Annotated in this window: 15 protein-coding genes, 1 tRNA gene and 1 pseudogene; 7 read left to right on the top strand and 10 right to left on the bottom strand. The window is 69.6% G+C overall.

Annotated elements, in window-relative coordinates:
* Nucleotides 1-60: 60 nt before the first annotated feature.
* Genes ACSHXC_RS04885 through fxsA form a run of 3 tightly spaced genes read right to left on the bottom strand, consistent with a single transcriptional unit; the run spans nucleotide 61 to nucleotide 2,449 of the window.
* Complete coding sequence (locus ACSHXC_RS04885) at nucleotides 61-1,068, bottom strand: aKG-HExxH-type peptide beta-hydroxylase (RefSeq protein ID WP_438290356.1); 1,008 nt, start codon at nucleotides 1,066-1,068, stop codon at nucleotides 61-63.
* A complete protein-coding gene (locus ACSHXC_RS04880) occupies nucleotides 1,068-2,249 on the bottom strand; it encodes an FxsB family cyclophane-forming radical SAM/SPASM peptide maturase (protein ID WP_438290355.1) in 1,182 nt (393 codons plus the stop codon). The genes ACSHXC_RS04885 and ACSHXC_RS04880 overlap by 1 nt, the downstream gene beginning before the upstream one ends.
* Nucleotides 2,246-2,449, bottom strand: coding sequence for an FxSxx-COOH cyclophane-containing RiPP peptide (gene fxsA / locus ACSHXC_RS04875; protein ID WP_438290354.1), 204 nt, complete (start codon nucleotides 2,447-2,449; stop codon nucleotides 2,246-2,248). Before fxsA ends, ACSHXC_RS04880 begins: the two co-directional genes overlap by 4 nt.
* A 490-nt stretch (nucleotides 2,450-2,939) precedes the next feature.
* On the opposite strand from fxsA, the gene ACSHXC_RS04870 reads away from it, so the two are divergent.
* Complete coding sequence (locus ACSHXC_RS04870; RefSeq protein WP_438290353.1) at nucleotides 2,940-3,686, top strand: class I SAM-dependent methyltransferase; 747 nt, start codon at nucleotides 2,940-2,942, stop codon at nucleotides 3,684-3,686.
* Between the two features lie 312 nt (nucleotides 3,687-3,998).
* On the opposite strand, the gene ACSHXC_RS04865 is transcribed toward ACSHXC_RS04870, so the two are convergent.
* The 3 genes from ACSHXC_RS04865 to ACSHXC_RS04855 all read right to left on the bottom strand — a co-directional run bounded on the left by ACSHXC_RS04865 (nucleotide 3,999) and on the right by ACSHXC_RS04855 (nucleotide 6,582).
* Nucleotides 3,999-4,520, bottom strand: coding sequence for a putative immunity protein (locus ACSHXC_RS04865; RefSeq protein WP_438290352.1), 522 nt, complete (start codon nucleotides 4,518-4,520; stop codon nucleotides 3,999-4,001).
* A 124-nt stretch (nucleotides 4,521-4,644) separates the two neighbouring features.
* A complete protein-coding gene (locus ACSHXC_RS04860; protein ID WP_438290351.1) occupies nucleotides 4,645-5,379 on the bottom strand; it encodes a sensor domain-containing protein in 735 nt (244 codons plus the stop codon).
* Nucleotides 5,380-5,571: 192 nt separating this feature from the next.
* Nucleotides 5,572-6,582, bottom strand: coding sequence for a helix-turn-helix transcriptional regulator (locus tag ACSHXC_RS04855; protein WP_438290350.1), 1,011 nt, complete (start codon nucleotides 6,580-6,582; stop codon nucleotides 5,572-5,574).
* A gap of 120 nt (nucleotides 6,583-6,702) precedes the next feature.
* On the opposite strand from ACSHXC_RS04855, the pseudogene ACSHXC_RS04850 reads away from it, so the two are divergent.
* The 3 genes and pseudogenes from ACSHXC_RS04850 (at nucleotide 6,703) to ACSHXC_RS04840 (ending at nucleotide 9,243) form a co-directional block, all read left to right on the top strand.
* A pseudogene (locus ACSHXC_RS04850) lies at nucleotides 6,703-7,142 on the top strand (VOC family protein).
* Between the two features lie 122 nt (nucleotides 7,143-7,264).
* On the top strand, nucleotides 7,265-8,290 hold the full coding sequence (locus ACSHXC_RS04845) for an alcohol dehydrogenase catalytic domain-containing protein (protein WP_438290349.1): 1,026 nt from the start codon (nucleotides 7,265-7,267) through the stop codon (nucleotides 8,288-8,290).
* A gap of 302 nt (nucleotides 8,291-8,592) precedes the next feature.
* A complete protein-coding gene (locus tag ACSHXC_RS04840; RefSeq protein ID WP_438290348.1) occupies nucleotides 8,593-9,243 on the top strand; it encodes a rhomboid family intramembrane serine protease in 651 nt (216 codons plus the stop codon).
* Nucleotides 9,244-9,303: 60 nt separating this feature from the next.
* On the opposite strand, the gene ACSHXC_RS04835 is transcribed toward ACSHXC_RS04840, so the two are convergent.
* The 3 genes from ACSHXC_RS04835 to ACSHXC_RS04825 form a co-directional block, all read right to left on the bottom strand.
* Nucleotides 9,304-10,470, bottom strand: a complete 1,167-nt coding sequence (locus tag ACSHXC_RS04835) for a copper resistance D family protein (protein ID WP_438290347.1) — start codon at nucleotides 10,468-10,470, stop codon at nucleotides 9,304-9,306.
* A gap of 127 nt (nucleotides 10,471-10,597) precedes the next feature.
* Nucleotides 10,598-10,873 (bottom strand): hypothetical protein, encoded by a 276-nt coding sequence (locus ACSHXC_RS04830; protein WP_438290346.1) that lies wholly within the window; start codon nucleotides 10,871-10,873, stop codon nucleotides 10,598-10,600.
* A gap of 89 nt (nucleotides 10,874-10,962) precedes the next feature.
* Nucleotides 10,963-12,000, bottom strand: a complete 1,038-nt coding sequence (locus ACSHXC_RS04825) for a methyltransferase domain-containing protein (protein WP_438290345.1) — start codon at nucleotides 11,998-12,000, stop codon at nucleotides 10,963-10,965.
* 170 nt (nucleotides 12,001-12,170) lie between these two features.
* On the opposite strand from ACSHXC_RS04825, the gene uppS reads away from it, so the two are divergent.
* Nucleotides 12,171-12,947 (top strand): polyprenyl diphosphate synthase, encoded by a 777-nt coding sequence (gene uppS / locus ACSHXC_RS04820; RefSeq protein WP_438290344.1) that lies wholly within the window; start codon nucleotides 12,171-12,173, stop codon nucleotides 12,945-12,947.
* A gap of 13 nt (nucleotides 12,948-12,960) precedes the next feature.
* Here the strand turns inward: uppS and ACSHXC_RS04815 are convergent, their stop codons facing one another.
* Nucleotides 12,961-13,398: a protein-tyrosine phosphatase family protein gene (locus ACSHXC_RS04815; protein ID WP_438290343.1), complete on the bottom strand. Its 438-nt coding sequence runs from the start codon at nucleotides 13,396-13,398 to the stop codon at nucleotides 12,961-12,963.
* Nucleotides 13,399-13,614: 216 nt separating this feature from the next.
* Here ACSHXC_RS04815 and ACSHXC_RS04810 point away from each other — a divergent pair, with 216 nt between their 5' ends.
* Complete coding sequence (locus ACSHXC_RS04810) at nucleotides 13,615-14,871, top strand: serine hydrolase domain-containing protein (protein ID WP_438290342.1); 1,257 nt, start codon at nucleotides 13,615-13,617, stop codon at nucleotides 14,869-14,871.
* Between the two features lie 182 nt (nucleotides 14,872-15,053).
* Nucleotides 15,054-15,160, top strand: a tRNA-OTHER gene (locus ACSHXC_RS04805).
* Nucleotides 15,161-15,521: the final 361 nt, after the last annotated feature.

Below are 15,521 nucleotides of genomic sequence, written 5' to 3'. Positions count from 1 at the left end.
TGCTAGTGCCCTCCGTCCACAACGCGGCGGGCAGAGCGTCACATTCGGGCCAGAACTCGCCTACGCCTTGCTCCAGCCGACAACCGTTCGCCGCAGCTCCGTCACGAACTCCCGCCCGTCACTGGTGAGTTCATCACTTCCCAGCAGGGTCTCGGCGGCGCCCAACGTCCGCTCGCACCAGTGTGCGTACTGCTCCTCCGCGTACGGCCCGTCCTCAGCCCGCCAGAAGTCGGTGACACCGAGATGCGCATAGGTGCCCTGGAGCAGTGCCCCCGCCGGCCGGAGGTCGGGCCGCCACGGCGCGTGGAACCGGGCACCGGAATCCGGCCGGTGCAGAGGTACGAGGTCGAGCAGTGCTCCGAGCTGCACGTGCAGGAACTCGTGGACCAGCGCCAGCGCGAGCCGCTCGGGATCCGGCGGCAAGGAGACCCCGACGGCCCCGTAGCCCCGCCGCACCGCCGACGAAACGCTCGTTCCGTCGGGCCGCGGGAGCAGCGGTACGAGCGTGGAAAGACCGGCGCTCAGAGCCTCCGCGTGCCGGCGGTGCCGGTGAACAAGTACCCGCCATGCCTCGGCGAGCGCCTCCTCCCACCGGTGCAGCAGCTCCTGCCCCAAGGGCCCGGGCACGGGGGCGCCGTGCGCCTCGCGGTACGGTCCCCGATCGTCGATGCGAAGGGTGAACCGGCGCCCCGCGGCCTCCAGCCGCACCACGTGGCCCGTCTCGGTCAACAGCTCGGCGAGCCCGCCGAGCCAGGGCTCCTCATCCCCCTCGGCGTGCATCACCCGCAGGCAGTCGGCCGCCCACAGATCCACGTACGGCCGCAGCAGCGCCGCCTCCCAGCGCTCGCGCGAACCACACCTCAGCCGCTCCAACTCGTCGTACGTCTCGGCGAGCCGCGCCCGGCGGGCGGCTCGCGGCCGGCGCTCCTCGGCCGCCCGGCGCACCGCGCCGAGCAGCAGTCGCCGCTTGCTGAGCTGCCCCGCCCGCAGCACGGCGACCGCCTCGGCACCACCGCGCCCACGGGCGATGGCGAGGAACGTCTCGCGGGGGACCACGTGCGACCGCATCACCGCACACCCACCTCCTGTGCCCTGCGGGCACGCAGCGCCGCCGCGTCCTGTTGCACGGCGGCCCCGATGTGGGCGATGAGAGCGGCCATGTCATGGCAGTACACCGTGGGATACCCGAAAACATCCCCCGCGCCTGCCCGGTACCGATGGGCGTACAGCCCGCCCCCGCACACCCTCTCCAACGCGCAGCGTCCGCACACCGCGGCACGCGGCGGCGTGCTGAACGCCGGATGCCCCGCCACGTCCGCGAACGAGTCCTCGAACACGTTCAGCCCGGTGATCGCGGCTCCGTCGTACGCCACCTTGAGGCTGTCCGCCAGCTCGATGGTCCCGTCGGTCTCCACCACGACCAGGTCCATCGCCCCGGTCCCCACCATCTCGCTGCCCGCCCGGCCGCCCAACAGCAGCATGATGAGTTCCTCGAAGAGCCGGATACCGGTCTCGCGGCGGGGCGCCCCGTACCAGCGGTCGAACACGGCACACAGCCAGTCCGCGTAAGGAGTGCTCCGCCCACCGGGGGTCGGCGGAATCCACGGTGGCACGCACCCCTCAAGACCTGGCGGGGGAGCACTCCAATTCCCGTGCGGCAGAAGAAGATCCATCCTGGGCGGCGCGAACTCCAGCAGAGCCTCGTAGGTCGCAACGGGATCACTGGCCAGATCGACCGTGCACAACACCCCCGCGAACAAATGCCTGTTGACCTCGGACCCCAGCACCCGAAGTCCTTCGGTGACGGCCCGGTGACTTCCCCGCCCGTCCCCGAACCGCCGGTTGCGGTCGTGGTCCTGAGCAGTTCCGTCCAGGCTGACCCCGACCTGTACACCATGCCGGCGCAGCACCCGCAATAGCTCCGCGTCCCGCAGCAGCACTCCATTGGTCTGCACCCACAGAGCCCCTTCGCCGCCCCCGTCGCCCAGGGCGTCACGCAGCGCACTCAGTGCCTCATCCAGATGCCGGGCCCCGACGAGCAGCGGCTCGCCCCCGTGAAGAATGACCGAAATTGCCTCGTCCCCCTGCCGGTACTCGGCAATCCGCCGGGCCACCTGCCGCACCGTCGCGGACTCCATCCGCCGGGGCTTGGCGCGCCAGCTCTGATCGGCCGCCTCGTACACGTAACAGTAGGAACAAGACAGATTGCACCGGCCATGCAGTTTCAATAGAAACTGACGGAGTGTCACTTACGGTGCCGGTCCACTGCACCAAGTGCCGACGTGAACGCCGATACCGGCTCGCACGAGGGATGGAGCGCATCGTCCCGCAACCGAGCCACCATGGCGCCGAAAACCGTGTCGGGCAGCTCAGCCAGCTCTGCATCGCTCAGGTCACTGACATCCGCCAGGACCGAGACCAACGGGGCGGGTGAATTGATCGCGTCCATGATCCCCTTAGACCCTTACCATCCAGTTTGTGCCGGAGCCTATAGCAGGTGGCGGTCCGAGTGCATCGACACGCGAGCGAGCCCTTCTCCTGGGAATCGGGAGCACCGTTGACGCCGCTTGTCGGCAGTGGAGGGGCGGACTCCGCGCTGGCGGACACGACCACCGAACGGCCGTCGTGACCACCCTCACCGGCCCACCCCCACCTGCACAAACCTCCGATGGCGGACCGACTTGGCGAGCGCTCGCAACGACGAGGCCAACGCTCCTCGGCAAAGGCCCCCGCATTCCCCGCCCTACTGATGGACTCGCGTTCGGCGCTCTGGGAATCGCTTGTCCTCGTGCTTCAGTGCGGGCCCTTCGCCGCCGAGTTCGTGTGACCCCGGCCTCGGCCACCGGATCTTTTGTAGCTTCTGCCAGTACGGGCCTGCCGCCAAGTCTGGAGAGACTGCCGGTGTCCGGGAGAGGACACCCCAACGGGAGGAGTGCTCGATGAGCGCGCAGGAGACGTACGACGAGATCGGTGAGGCGTTCGAGGGGTTCAAGGCCCTTCCGCTGGCCCAGTACGTGGAAGCCCCCAGCTTCCTCGGCATGGTCGGGGACGTCCAAGGCAAGAAGGTGATCGACCTGGCCTGCGGCACCGGCTTCTACAGCCGCGAGTTGAAGCGGCGCGGTGCGGCGGACGTGTTCGGCGTCGACATCTCCGGCGAGATGATCGCCGCCGCGACAGGCATCGAGCAGGCCGACCCGCTGGGCGTGCGCTACCAGGTCGGCGATGTGGCCGACCTGTGGCTGACGGACGAACGCTTCGATGTGGCGACCGCCGTGATGCTGCTCAACTACGCGGAAACCGTCGACGGGTTCGAGCACCTGTGTCGCAAGGTGCACGAGAGCCTGAAGAGCGGCGGCGACTTCTTCATGCTCCACCAGAAGCCGGACTACGACTTCACCGGGCCCTCGCCGCGCGCGTACGGCTTCCTCACCGAGCTGACGGGCGAGCAGTCCGGCACCGGGCCCCGGGTGAGGGTCACCGCGCTGTTGGAGGGCATGCCGATCTCGTTCACCTCCGGCCTGGCACGCCGCGAGGTGTTCGAAACGTGCCTGGCCAAGGCCGGGTTCAGCGAGATCACGTGGGTGCCCACCGAGGTGTCACCCGCCGGGATCGCCGCGTACGGCGCCGATTTCTGGGCGGACTACAGGGCCAACCCGTGCTTCGAGATGCTGCACTGCCGCGCCTGATCGCGTTCGGGCCGCAGGCGGCCCAGCCCAGGATCTCGTGGTCCTCGGCGACGGCCACCAGGTCGGTGGTGGTGCCCACCGGATCGGCCAGCCACTCCCGTGTCCTGCGGGCCGTGTCCTCGGCTCTCATCGCGCCGAGGTAGGACCCGGGCACGATGCCCGCGTACGCCTTCTGCCAGCCCCGCACCCGTATCTCGGCCACCGCCGGGACATCCGTGTCGCCCATGATCCTCACGCGCACCATGGGGCACACGGCGCGGGGCCGGGTCCGGGGGATCGTGGGGGAGCCGACGGGCTCGCACGGCCCAGCATTCAACCGCGAAGGGCCGAGTCCAGCTCGTAATACAGCGTGTCCAAGCGGCTGCGGCCGGGGGCGCGGGGTGGCATGCGCCGTACCAGTTCGCGGACTTCCGGTGAGGCGTGGCTGATCGCTCGTTGGATTTCCCTGTCACCGACCGCGGCATCGTCGCCCGCCGCCAGCTCGCTCGCGCGGGCCTCGTACACCGCCGGCGCGAGGGCGTGCCTCGACTGGTGCGGGGTGGCCAAGGGGTGGATGTACGGGGTCGCCGCCGCATAGCCCGCGGCGCGGGCGGCGGCGGTGGCGGCCGGGTCGTCGACGTCTCGGGCGGCTGCGAGCGCCGCCCAGGCCACGGCTCGCAGCCGACCGGTCCGCTTCCCGTCGCGTACGAAGGCCCGGATGCCCTCGATCGCCTCGCGGGGGCGGATGTCCGAAGGGGCCTTCGCCTCAAAGAGGGGCAGCACGCGCTCCACACAATCGGCGGCCCAGAGCCCGAGAGCCCGGCGGTCTTCTTCGCTGATGGTCACCTGGTTCACCCGTACATCCTGGTGGTTGTCGTGCCCACGCGGTACGGGTTTGAGGCTCGCCCCTGTGGCGCTTGTGGCGGTCGGGCGCGCCCGACCTGGCGCCCCGGCTCGGGGCGCCATCGTGCAGATCGCGCTAGCCGCGGCCGATCTCGGCACCGGAGGAGCCCACCAAATCCCTGCCGGGCCCGGCCGGATGCTGGGCGGGGGCCGAGAGCCGGGACCGCTCCGTGGGCGCGAGCAGTGAGTGTGTCAGGCGGGCGTGCAGGCGCAGTACGTACGGTGCGATGAAGAGGCCGACCGGGATCTCGACGAAGCCCAGCACGGCGGCCATGACCGCGTCGTCGTGGTCGCGGAGCGGGATGAACATGTACCAGCTGCCGTCCCAGGCGGTGACCACCGGCTCCCAGATCAGGGGCAGCAGCAGTCCGAAGACGCCGTGCGCCAGCATGCCGAAGGGAATGATCGCGAGGAGTCCGCCGACGGTTATGGCGACCTGTGCCCACAGCAGGTCGCGCCAGGTGGAGCTGTCGGTGAAGAGTGCCTCGCACCTGCGCCAGGCGCCGAGCCAACCGCTCCGTACCGGGGGAGCGGGCCGGTAGGGGGAGGTGACCTCGACCCCGCTCGCAGCGGTCATCCGGCGCTGGGCCTGCGCCGACCAGCGCACCGCCGCGACCATCGGCGGAACCAGGAACAGGCCGACGCCTATGAGCACCAGGGACATCGCGGTGAGCGCGAACCAGGCAAGGAACACGGAGAGTAGCCCGAGGCCGAACATGGCGAGCCCGCGTCCCATCGCCACCCACCCCGCCGTGAACCACGAGCGTCCCTGTCGCACACCGTGCGGGGAACCGGTCGAACCATCCGTCATGTCAGTCGTCTCCTGTGATCGGCCCGGGAGGATCGCCCCCGGTGTCGTACCTTGATCATCCTTGACGTTGCAGAGGCGAAGGGCAGCAGGTCTAGGCCAACCCTTATTCGGGGTGAATCTGACCGTGGTCGTGCAGCTGGACCGCGGTGGCCTGCGGCTCCAGGCACCCACCACCCGATGGCTTCCAGGGGGTCACGGGTGACTCCCGCTGTCCCCGAGCGGTCGGGCCGAATTGGCCAGTCGGGCGGCGAGGGCGGCGACGCGTGCCCGGAGTTCGTCCGGTCGCTCGATGACGAACGGCCGGTCCAGCGCGGCGAGTACGCCCGGCAGCCAGTCGAGCCGTTCCACCCGCAGCTCGACTCGGAACCAGGGCCCGGCCGCCGCATCCGCGCCGCTCGCGGACGGCAACTCCTCCAGGATTGCGAGGCCTGCGGGCAGCCGGGTGCGGATCTGCTCGGCCGTTCCCTGGATCCGCAGGGTCACCTCATGCCGGTACGGAGCCGTGGCGAGCCCGGACAGGACGCGTTCCGCCGGGTCGATTCCGGCGGGCGGCACGAACGAGCCGGGGAGGATCCTCGCGTCGGCGATGCGGTCGAGCCGGAACGTCCGGTCCTCGCCGATCGCGGGATCCGCGCCGGTCACGTACCACTTGCCCGAGTGGGCGACGAGCCCGTACGGGTGCAGGGTGCGTTCGCTGCGCCGGCCGTCGGCGGCGGCGTACCGGATCGAGACCGGCCGGTGATGGCGTACGGCGTCGGCGATCGGGAGCAGGACCGTTGTCTCAGGTGTGCTCGACTCGCCGGGCCCGGCCGTGAAGGCCAGCGAGTCGAGCACGGCGTCGAGCCTGCGGCCGAGCCGCCCGGGCAGGACCCGCCGGACCTTGGCCGCAGCCGTCTCGCTCGCCGCGCCCGTGCTCGTCATCAGGCCGGCCCGCTGACCGGCGACCAGACCGAGGAGCACGGCCAGCGCTTCGTCGTCGCCGAGCATGAGGGGAGGCATGCGGTAACCGGAGCCCAGCCGGTAGCCGCCGTAACGCCCGCGCACCGACTCGACGGGCACGTCGAGATCGATGAGGTGTTGGACGTAGCGCCGCACGGTGCGCTCGTCCACATCGAGCCGGTCGGCGAGTTCGGCGACCGTCCGGACGCCGCCGGACTGCAGGAGTTCGAGGAGGGTGAGTACGCGGGCGGTGGGTCGGGGCATGTCCAGAAGTCTCCCGCAGATACCGGGCGGATTCTGTCCGGTATCGGTCGTAGCGTGCGATCGGAAGCGCAAACGCGCTCACCCGCACCTCACTCAGGGAGACAACTCGTGGATATGGACATGGACTTCGTCTCGATCCGCATCATCACGGACGACATCGGCCGCCTCGTCGACTTCTACGAGCGAGCCACCGGCGTGCGGGCCAAATGGTCCACCGAGGACTTCGCCGAACTCAGCACCGCCACGGCCACCCTCGCGATCGGCAGCACCCGTACGGTCCCGATGTTCGCCCCCGGCGCCGCACACCCGGCCGACAACCGGAGCGTCATCCTGGAATTCCGCGTGGACGATGTCGACAGCGTCCACGCGAACCTGACCGCCCTCGCCCTCGTGGAGGACCTCGTCCAGAAGCCCACCACGATGCCGTGGGGCAACCGCTCGCTCCTCCTCCGCGACCCCGACGGCAACCTCGTGAACTTCTTCACCCCGCCACGCCTGTCGCGATCGAGCGACGGTGGCCCGGACGCCGCTCCATAGCCAGACCTCAGGCAGGGCCCTGACAGTCCTAGGACGATCCGCTCCTGGATGCGGGCGGGGGGGGACTTGTCATGGTGGTCTGACTCCACGGATCCCCTGGATCCCCAGGGCCTCCATGGACCTCCAGGGCCTCCAGAAAAGAGCCATGACCATGAAAGCCGCACTGCTCAGGACGTTCGGATCACCGCTGGTGGTCGAGACGATGCCGGACCCGGTCCTTGGTACGGGGGAGGTGGTCGTGGATGTCGTGGCGAGTTCCGTACTCCCTTATATGGACGAGGTGTTGAGCGGCGAGCGCGGGTACCTGCTACAACTGCCGGTCGTGCCGGGGATCGGGGCGATCGGCAGGGTGCGGGCGGTCGGACCCGACGCGACGCGGCTGGCCGTCGGCGACTGGGTGTTCTGCGATCCCACCGTTCGCTCGCGCGACGACGCGCGGACCCCCGACATCACCCTCCAGGGCCTGAGCGCGCGCGGTGACGGCGGCCTGCGCCTGCAGCGGCACTTCCGCCACGGCCCCTTCGCCGAACAGATGCTGATCCCGACCGAAAACGCGATCCCGATCGGCCCGATCGACGCCGCGGACGCCGGACGCTGGTGTGCGCTCGGGCCGCTCCTGGTGCCGTACGGAGGGCTCCTCGCGGCGCAGTTCGAGGCAGGCGAGACGCTCCTCGTCAGTGGCGCGACCGGCTATTTCGGCAGTGGGGCCGTCCACCTCGCCCTGGCGATGGGGGCGGGGTGTGTGGTGGCGCCCGGCCGCAACGAGACGGTCCTTGACGACCTGGTACGCCGTTTCGGCCCGCGCGTCCGGCCCGTGCGGCTCACCGGTGACCAGGACGAGGACCGGGAACGGATGCGCCGGGCGGCCCCGGGCCCGATCGACTGCGTACTCGATCTGCTGCCGCCCGGCGCCGGGCCGACCCCGGTGCGGACCGCCGCGATGACCGTCCGCGAGTTCGGCCGGGTCGTCCTGATGGGGGGGCGTGGGCATGCGGGGCGGCGACGACCTCCAACTGCCTTACGCGTGGCTCATGCGGAACAGCATCACGGTCCGGGGTCGGTGGATGTACCCGGCAGTGGCCGGCGCCCGCCTGGCCACCCTGATCACGTCCGGCCTCCTGGACCTGGCCGAGTTCGATGTCACGGAGTTCGGCCTGGACGAGGCGAATGAGGCCGTTGCTCACGCTGCGGCCAACGGGGGTGCATTCAGGACGACTGTGATCCGGCCCGATCAGTGGTGATCACCTACCCGTGACCGTGGTGATCACCTACCTGTGATCGCAGCGGGCTGCCCGGGGCCCCGGCGGTCGGGGAAGTGCGTTGCGAGCCTGCCCGAGTCACCCGTTGATGTGGCATTTCGTGCGGGTTTACCATTCCTCTCCAGAGTGTTCGAAGAATGGGCTACAGGGGGCGGATTCGGTGGGCAGGCTGCTGCAGGGTTGGGATCGGACGGGGCAGCGGAGCGCCGAGGAGATGATCGCGGAGGCGCGCAAGGCGTTCTTCGTCATGTTCGGATTCATGGTGGTCGTCTGGGCCCTGCAAGTCGTCAACTGGCTGTCGGACTACCGGCTGGACATGGACTTCGGGGTCATCCCGCATGACCCGGGCCGTCTGGGCGCCATCCTCGTCGCACCCTTCCTGCACTTCGGCTGGGATCACATCGAGGCCAATTCCGGGCCCTTGTTCGTCTTCGGCTTCCTGGCGGCGTACCGGGGTGTGGTCCGCTTTCTGTGGCTGACCCTGCTCGTCGCGGTGACCAGCGGCCTCGCGGTCTGGGTCTTCCAGGGCAGCAACACCCTCGGCGTCGGCGCGAGCGGCGTGATCTTCGGCTACTTCGGATACGTGGTGCTGCGCGGCCTGTTCGACCGGCGGCTCATCGACACGCTCATCGGCCTGGTGATGGCGGCGTCCTTCGCGTACATGGTGACGGTCGCCGTGCCCGGTACGCCGGGCGTGAGCTGGCTGGCGCACCTCGGCGGGCTGGTCGGCGGCATGGCCGGCGCGTACCTGCTGCGGGACGGCCGCCGTCCGGCAGCCGTCCCGGGTGAAGCGCGACCCGCCGCCGCGCCGGACCCGGGCCGCGCCGACCTCCACAAGGAACTCCGCGACCTGGGTCTCCTCTGAGAGCCCCTCGGGGCGTGAGGAGCGCCGGCCCGACCAGGTGCTCAGCCATCCCGTACGGGATCAGGCCACAGCCGGGTCTCCTCGGCGGGCCAGGGCGTCCGACGTCCTCGCCGTGATGTAGAGGGACGCCGCGAGCGTGAGGACCAGGGCGGTGCCCACCGTGATGATGCTGCCGCTGGTGACGGCCGACGGGCTGCCCGCCTCCGAGCGGGCCGAGCCGCTGAGGAAGGGGATCACGGCCAGGACGGCGATTCCCAGGGCGACCTCGGCCCATACGACCTTGGGGAAGTGACGCAGCGTCAGGTGCAGCAGGGGTGCGGTGGCGTCGGCCCGGCGGGCCTGGGCTATGCGCGGCATCAGCCAGAACTGGTTGACGCCACCGGCCGTGACCATGCCGAGCACCAAAGCGATCTTGATGAGCAGGAAGAGTCCGTAACTCGTGCTCCACAGCTGCCCGATGCCGCCGACGTGCTTCCAGCTCATCCACAGCCCGGAGGTGAGCACGGCGCCGACGCAGATCAGGGCGACGAGGCTGAAGCGGCGCCAGAAGTCCGCCCACAGCGCGCCCGCGCTCTCGCTCAGGCGGCCGCGGGCCGTGGCGAGGGCGGCGAGGACCGCAAGGCCGCCGATCCACACCGTGCCGCTCACGATGTGGACCTGGTCGCACACGAGGTCGATCACCTTCTCCGCGTTCTTGGGCGCGGTGGCCGGTACGGCCCCGATGAGTGACACCGCCACCGTCAGGGGCAGGGCGGTGCGAGCGAGGGTGTCGAGGTGTCTTCGAACGCGAGGGAGGAGGAGCGCGATCAGCGCGGCGGACGCCAGCACCAGGACCACGTTCTGCACAATGTAGATCGTTCCCTGAGCCACCCACGCGCCCTTCGCCGCGGGTGCGCGCAGGAAGTCCCAGATGTTCCCCGGCGCGAGCGCCTCGCCGAACGGCATGCCCTTCCCGGCGCGCGCCACGCGGCCGGCGAGCTGGAGGTAACCGGTCACCAGCAGGGCGACCCCGGCCCACGCCAGGTAAGTCGCCGACCGCCGACGCAGCACGTCGATGTCGCCCTGCTCGTTCCCGGTCGCGCGAAGTGCCGGGCGGACCGTGGCGGCGTACGTCACCGTGGCGCCAATGGCCCCGGACAAGCCTGCGAAATAGCCCGATTTCGTGAGAATCCGCCAGAGCGGGGGTGTGGTGTATCCGGCCGAGGCGGCCAGGTGAACGAGATTCATGAGAGGTGAGGCTAACCTAAGTGACTCGATGCTGGGTCACGTCGTCCGTCGATCGGGCATGCAAGGGGAGCCTTTGTCCTCGGGAGTCGTCATTGCACCCGGAGGCGGGGGGTGTGTGTGCGGGGGTTCACTCCTCAGGTCGCGGCCGACTGCTTCCCGGCGGTCTTCGAGGGTGCCTGCGGGACGTGCGGCTGGTGGCGCTGACCTCGAAGCCCGCTGCGGCGTGCCACAGTTCACCGATCGTATGGACAACTACCGCCGCCGGAAGGAGAGTTGCGGACGCCCAGGCCGGTATCCCGGTGGACAGTGAGATGGGCGCGCAGGACACGAGGAACGCGATGCCCGAGCGGCGGTAGGCGAGTGCGCCGGCGGTCGGGGTGTCGACGTTGCGACTGGAGCGCACCTGGAAGCGGATGGTAAGGACTGGGCTAGCTTGTTGCTTATTACGTGCGAGGGCAAGGGCCTGCGCCATGTGTGTTTGCCCAAAGGGCGCTATGCGGGCCGGTCGGCAATCACCACGTACAACGTGACTGTCGCGAGGAAGGGTTCACGGGCGAGTGTGTCCAACCACCCCTGCGCCGCCACGGTGGTGAGGTAGCCGGCTTGCGCGGCTCGACGGGCGTTGCGCTGCAGGCCCAGGATTTGATCGGCCTCACGTGCGTCCCGCAGTACCGAGGTGACGGGGACGACCTCGGCGACGTCGAACCCGGCTTGTGCCGCGCGCCGGGCGAGTTGGCGTCCGACGAGGGCGTTGCGGACGATCCGCTCCACAATGTGGCGGGTGTAGGCGCGCGAGGCCTCAAGATCCGGGTGGTCGAAGACCAGGGACTCCCAGTCGGGTTCGGCCATGACCAGTCGGCCGCCCGGGCGCAGCACGCGACGGATTTCGGCCAGTACCCGGTCGGGGTCGGCCGCATGCTGGAGCGTCCGGTCGGTCCAGGCGCGGTCGACGCTCGCGTCCCCGGCGGGGAGCGCGTGCGCGTCTGCTTGCAGGACACACGCCTGGGGGCGCCCGGCCAGCCGGGTGCGAGCGCGCTTCACCATGTGAGGGTCGTGGTCGACACCGAGGGCACGGCCCGAAGAGGTCACTTCCTCGGCCAGAGCGTCCAGGTCGCCACCGGGGCCGCAGCCGAGGTCCAGAACGGTCTGTCCGGGACCGGCCGAGAGTGCCCGGCGCATGACGCTCTTGTAGGCGCGGGCGGTGTCGGTCGTCGCCAGTCGCTCCTGGTAGTGGGCCCTGTCGGGTACGGCCGACTCGAACATGCGCTGGGTGATACGGGCCGTGAACTCCAGCTCCTGTTCCAGGAGTTGGCGGCCGCCCGGGGTCAGTCGCAGGGGACGCTGTCTGCCTCGCGCGGGCAGCGTTTCGATCAGCTGCTTGCCCTCCAGTCGGGCCAGGGCGCTGGAAAGGCTGCCGCGTCCGAGGCGCTGACCGGTCAGGTCTTCGACGGCGGTGTTGATGGCGTACCCGTGCAGAGGGCCGCGGGCGAGCACGCAGAGGACGAGCAATTGGGCGTCGGTCGTCTGCATTTCTGGCTGCTCCCTTGGGTGTGTCTTTCCAATGACACGCGGCGCGTGCTAATTGCCTCGTAGTATGCCCGAGGGCCGGATGGCGGCGAACGTGCCACAGGGTGCTCGAAGCAGCCCGGCCCCGTGCACCCAGCCGACCGCCGCGCGCGCCGGTCATGCGAAAGGACGCCATGAAAGCCTCGGGACCCCTCTACGCCCTCTATGCCAGGAATTTGCGTAAACAGGTCGCTTCCGGGCCGCTGCCCCGGCACATCGGCCTGATCATGGACGGCAACCGGCGCTGGGCGCGCCAGATGGGCCTGGCCCATCCGGGCCTGGGTCACCAGCACGGGGCCGACCATGTCGAGGAAGTGCTGTCCTGGTGCGAGCTCCTGGGAATCCGGCACGTCAGCGTGTTCGTCTGCTCCACCGAAAACCTCACGGGCCGCAGCGACGCCGAAGTCGCCTTCCTCATGCAGGTCATCGAGACCGTGGCAGCCGAACACCTCGCCCGCCCCGACGCCCGCTGGCGGCTGCACATCGCCGGCTCCCTCGACCTCCTGCCCGAATCCACCGCGCACGCCCTCAAACAGGCGGTGGAGGCCACGCGGGAGTGCACCACGGGCGCGCACTTGACTCTGGCCATCGGCTACGGGGGCCGACAGGAAGTCGTCGACGCAGTACGGGACTTGTTGTCCGAGCAGGCTGCGGCAGGCCGCACCCTCGACGAGGTCGCCGACACCCTGAGCGCGGACGATCTCACGCGCCACCTGTACACCGCAGGCCAGCCCGATCCGGACCTCGTCATCCGCACCAGCGGCGAGCAGCGCATGTCCAACTTCCTGCTGTGGCAGAGCGCCTATTCGGAGCTCTACTTCTGCGACACGTACTGGCCCGCCTTCAGAGAAATCGACTTCCTGCGCGCCCTCCGCAGTTTCGCCGCCCGGCAGCGGCGCTACGGCTCCTGACCCTGGAGAGGCTCTACCCGAACCTTGCAACGAACCCTCGCTGCCAAGGTGTTTCGACCGCGCGGTGCGCATAGTGCTCCCGTACGTAGGCGACCGCGTCCGTGTTCGGGACGCCGTCCAGGACGGCCAGGCAGGCCAGGGCTGTGCCCGTGCGGCCGAAGCCGCCTCCGCAGGCCACTTCCACGCGCTCCTTCTCGGCGCGGGCCAGCAGCGTGCGCAGTGCTAGCGCGAAGGCCGGCCGGTCCGTCGGCAGCCAGAAGTCCGGCCAGCGGAGCCACTGGTGCTCCCACTCGACCGGTGCGGGGCGGCGGCCCCGTAGGTGGAGCGCGAACTGCGGTTTCGGTCCGGCAGGGAGCGGGTGTCTCAGGCCCCGGCCACGTACGAGCAGACCGGAGGGGAGTTGTAGGACGCCCTCGGCTGTCGGGTCCCAAGGTTTCTCGACGGCGGTCATGGGGTGAGGCTAGACCTTGGGCGCCGAGGGGGCCTGGATCCGTCCGGTTGATTGCGGCACTGGCAGTTCTACCTGGGCGTATGCACGGTCCTGGGGCTCTCGCAACCCGGGGGCCGCCATGCGAGGGCGGCTCGGCGGGCCTAGCGTGGGAAGCGAGTGATGTCATCGTCCGGATGGCGATGTCCGGATGTTCCTCGTCCGGCAGGAGGCCTGCCCGTGAGGTATTCACAGATCCAGTGGCGCAGAGCGGGTGTGGGGGTCGCGGCGGCCGCGCTGCTGGCCGTCCCGGCCGTCACGGGCACCGCGTACGGAGCCACCGTGTCCCCGTCCCCCTCCGCGTCGGCATCGAAAGGCAGCAGCGGCGACTTCGCCCAGCTCAGCCCGGCCGTCGCCGCGAAGCTGGACACCGCCATCAAGCAGGTCATGAAAGAGGCGGACGTCCCCGGCGTGAGCGTAAGTCTCTCGGCCCCCGGCAAGGGGAGCTACGTCAAGAGCTTCGGCGTCGCCGACAAGGCCACGGGTGCCCCGATGAAGCAGGACATGTACACGCGCATCGGCAGCATCACCAAGACCTTCACGGTGACCGCGCTGCTCGAACTGGTCGACCAGGGCAAGGTGGGCCTGGACGATCCGATCGGCAAGTACATCTCCGGCGTCCCGAACGGTGACAAGATCACCCTGCGTCAACTCGCGGAAATGCGAAGTGGGTTGTTCAACTACTCGGCGGACGACGGCTTCGTCAAGGCGCTGCTCACCAACCCGACGAAGCCCTTCACACCGCAGCAGTTGCTGGACTACTCCTTCAAGCACCCGGTCCTGTTCCAGCCGGGCAAGGAGTTCCTCTACTGCAACACCAACCTGATCCTGCTCGGGCTGGTCGTGGAGAAGGCGGGCGGCATGCCGCTCAACCAGTTCATCGAGCAGAAGGTCGTGAAGCCGGCCGGGCTGACCCACACCAGCTTCCCGACGAACGCGGCGTTCCCCAGCCCGCATCCCCAGGGCTACACCAACCAGACGCTGTCCGGAAAGGTCGAGGAAGCCACCGACTGGGACCCCTCCTGGGGCTGGGCGGCCGGAGCGGTGATCTCCGACCTGTCCGACCTGAAGAGCTGGGCCACCACGCTCGCCACCGGCACTCTGCTCTCGCACAAGACGCAGGCCGAGCGCCTCAAGACCATCCCTACGAAGATTCCGGGCGCCGGTTACGGTCTGGGCATCTTCAACATCCAGGGCTGGATCGGCCACAACGGCTCACTGCCCGGGTACGAGGCCCTGACGATGTACCTCCCCGAGGCAAAGGCCACGGTGACCCTGGTCCTCAACACGGACATCCTGCACAACCAGAATGAGCCCAGCACCCTCTTCGGCCAGGCCATCACCAAGATCGTGACTCCGAAGCACGTGTACAACATCCCAGTCGTGGAGCCCCATGCCTCGTCCTCACCGTCGTCCTCACCGAGCAGCTCCGGGTGAGGGGGCGCGGCTAGCCCGCGGCAAGCAACCTCCCTGCCCGGGGCGGAGGTTGCCTTCCGCGTCAGTACGCCGCCCCAGTCCGAGCAGGTGCGCGGCGACGATGGCCGCGCGGCCGGTCCGCAGGCAGTCGAGCAGCCCGGGCTCGGCCCGGCTTCCTTCGGGCGGCGGGACTTTATTCACGTGCCGGTGTCACTCCGCGCGAGCTACGGTGGAACTCGTCCAGGTGCGCAGGCAGCGGTTACTTCGACTATTAATCGAGATGTCGCGGGTTCGAGTCCCGCCGTCGGCTTCGGCCGGTGTAGCTCAGTTTGGTAGAGCGCTTTGTACCGCCGCCGACCTTGACCTCTGGACACATGCTCGGCCCCTGGCCGGCCTTCGGGCCGGACGGGGGCCATCTGCGGTGGCGCGGTGCCGGTGGTCGGCGGCGTCATCGCCCTGGCCGCCGTCCTCAGTGTCCGGCAGGTCGTGCCGGGTGCGCGCGAGGGCCAAACCACGGCAGGGGAGCGGGAGTTGTCGCCAGACGTCGCGTCAAGGTGACGGTCGCCGCCCTGTCGATGCGACACCCTGGCATTGAATCCTCAACGAGCTGACGGACGCCGGACTGCTCACCCTCGACGGCGCCGCCCATCACCTGACCCCGCTCGGCCGGG

Source organism: Streptomyces sp. HUAS TT7 (assembly GCF_051550175.1).
Classification (GTDB): Bacteria; Actinomycetota; Actinomycetes; order Streptomycetales; family Streptomycetaceae; genus Streptomyces.
The sequence above is the reverse complement of the archived record's forward strand: the minus strand, read 5'-3'. Positions and strand labels throughout refer to the sequence as shown.

Bases quoted from the DNA above. Each gene is read 5' to 3' on its own strand.
- ACSHXC_RS04885 (WP_438290356.1), bottom strand. From the start codon at position 1,068: ATGCGGTCGCACGTGGTCCCCCGCGAGACGTTCCTCGCCATCGCCCGT.
- fxsA (WP_438290354.1), bottom strand. From the start codon at position 2,449: ATGGACGCGATCAATTCACCCGCCCCGTTGGTCTCGGTCCTGGCGGAT.
- ACSHXC_RS04870 (WP_438290353.1), top strand. From the start codon at position 2,940: ATGAGCGCGCAGGAGACGTACGACGAGATCGGTGAGGCGTTCGAGGGG.
- ACSHXC_RS04860 (WP_438290351.1), bottom strand. From the start codon at position 5,379: ATGACGGATGGTTCGACCGGTTCCCCGCACGGTGTGCGACAGGGACGC.
- ACSHXC_RS04855 (WP_438290350.1), bottom strand. From the start codon at position 6,582: ATGCCCCGACCCACCGCCCGCGTACTCACCCTCCTCGAACTCCTGCAG.
- ACSHXC_RS04845 (WP_438290349.1), top strand. From the start codon at position 7,265: ATGACCATGAAAGCCGCACTGCTCAGGACGTTCGGATCACCGCTGGTG.
- ACSHXC_RS04840 (WP_438290348.1), top strand. From the start codon at position 8,593: ATGATCGCGGAGGCGCGCAAGGCGTTCTTCGTCATGTTCGGATTCATG.
- ACSHXC_RS04835 (WP_438290347.1), bottom strand. From the start codon at position 10,470: ATGAATCTCGTTCACCTGGCCGCCTCGGCCGGATACACCACACCCCCG.
- ACSHXC_RS04825 (WP_438290345.1), bottom strand. From the start codon at position 12,000: ATGCAGACGACCGACGCCCAATTGCTCGTCCTCTGCGTGCTCGCCCGC.
- uppS (WP_438290344.1), top strand. From the start codon at position 12,171: ATGAAAGCCTCGGGACCCCTCTACGCCCTCTATGCCAGGAATTTGCGT.
- ACSHXC_RS04815 (WP_438290343.1), bottom strand. From the start codon at position 13,398: ATGACCGCCGTCGAGAAACCTTGGGACCCGACAGCCGAGGGCGTCCTA.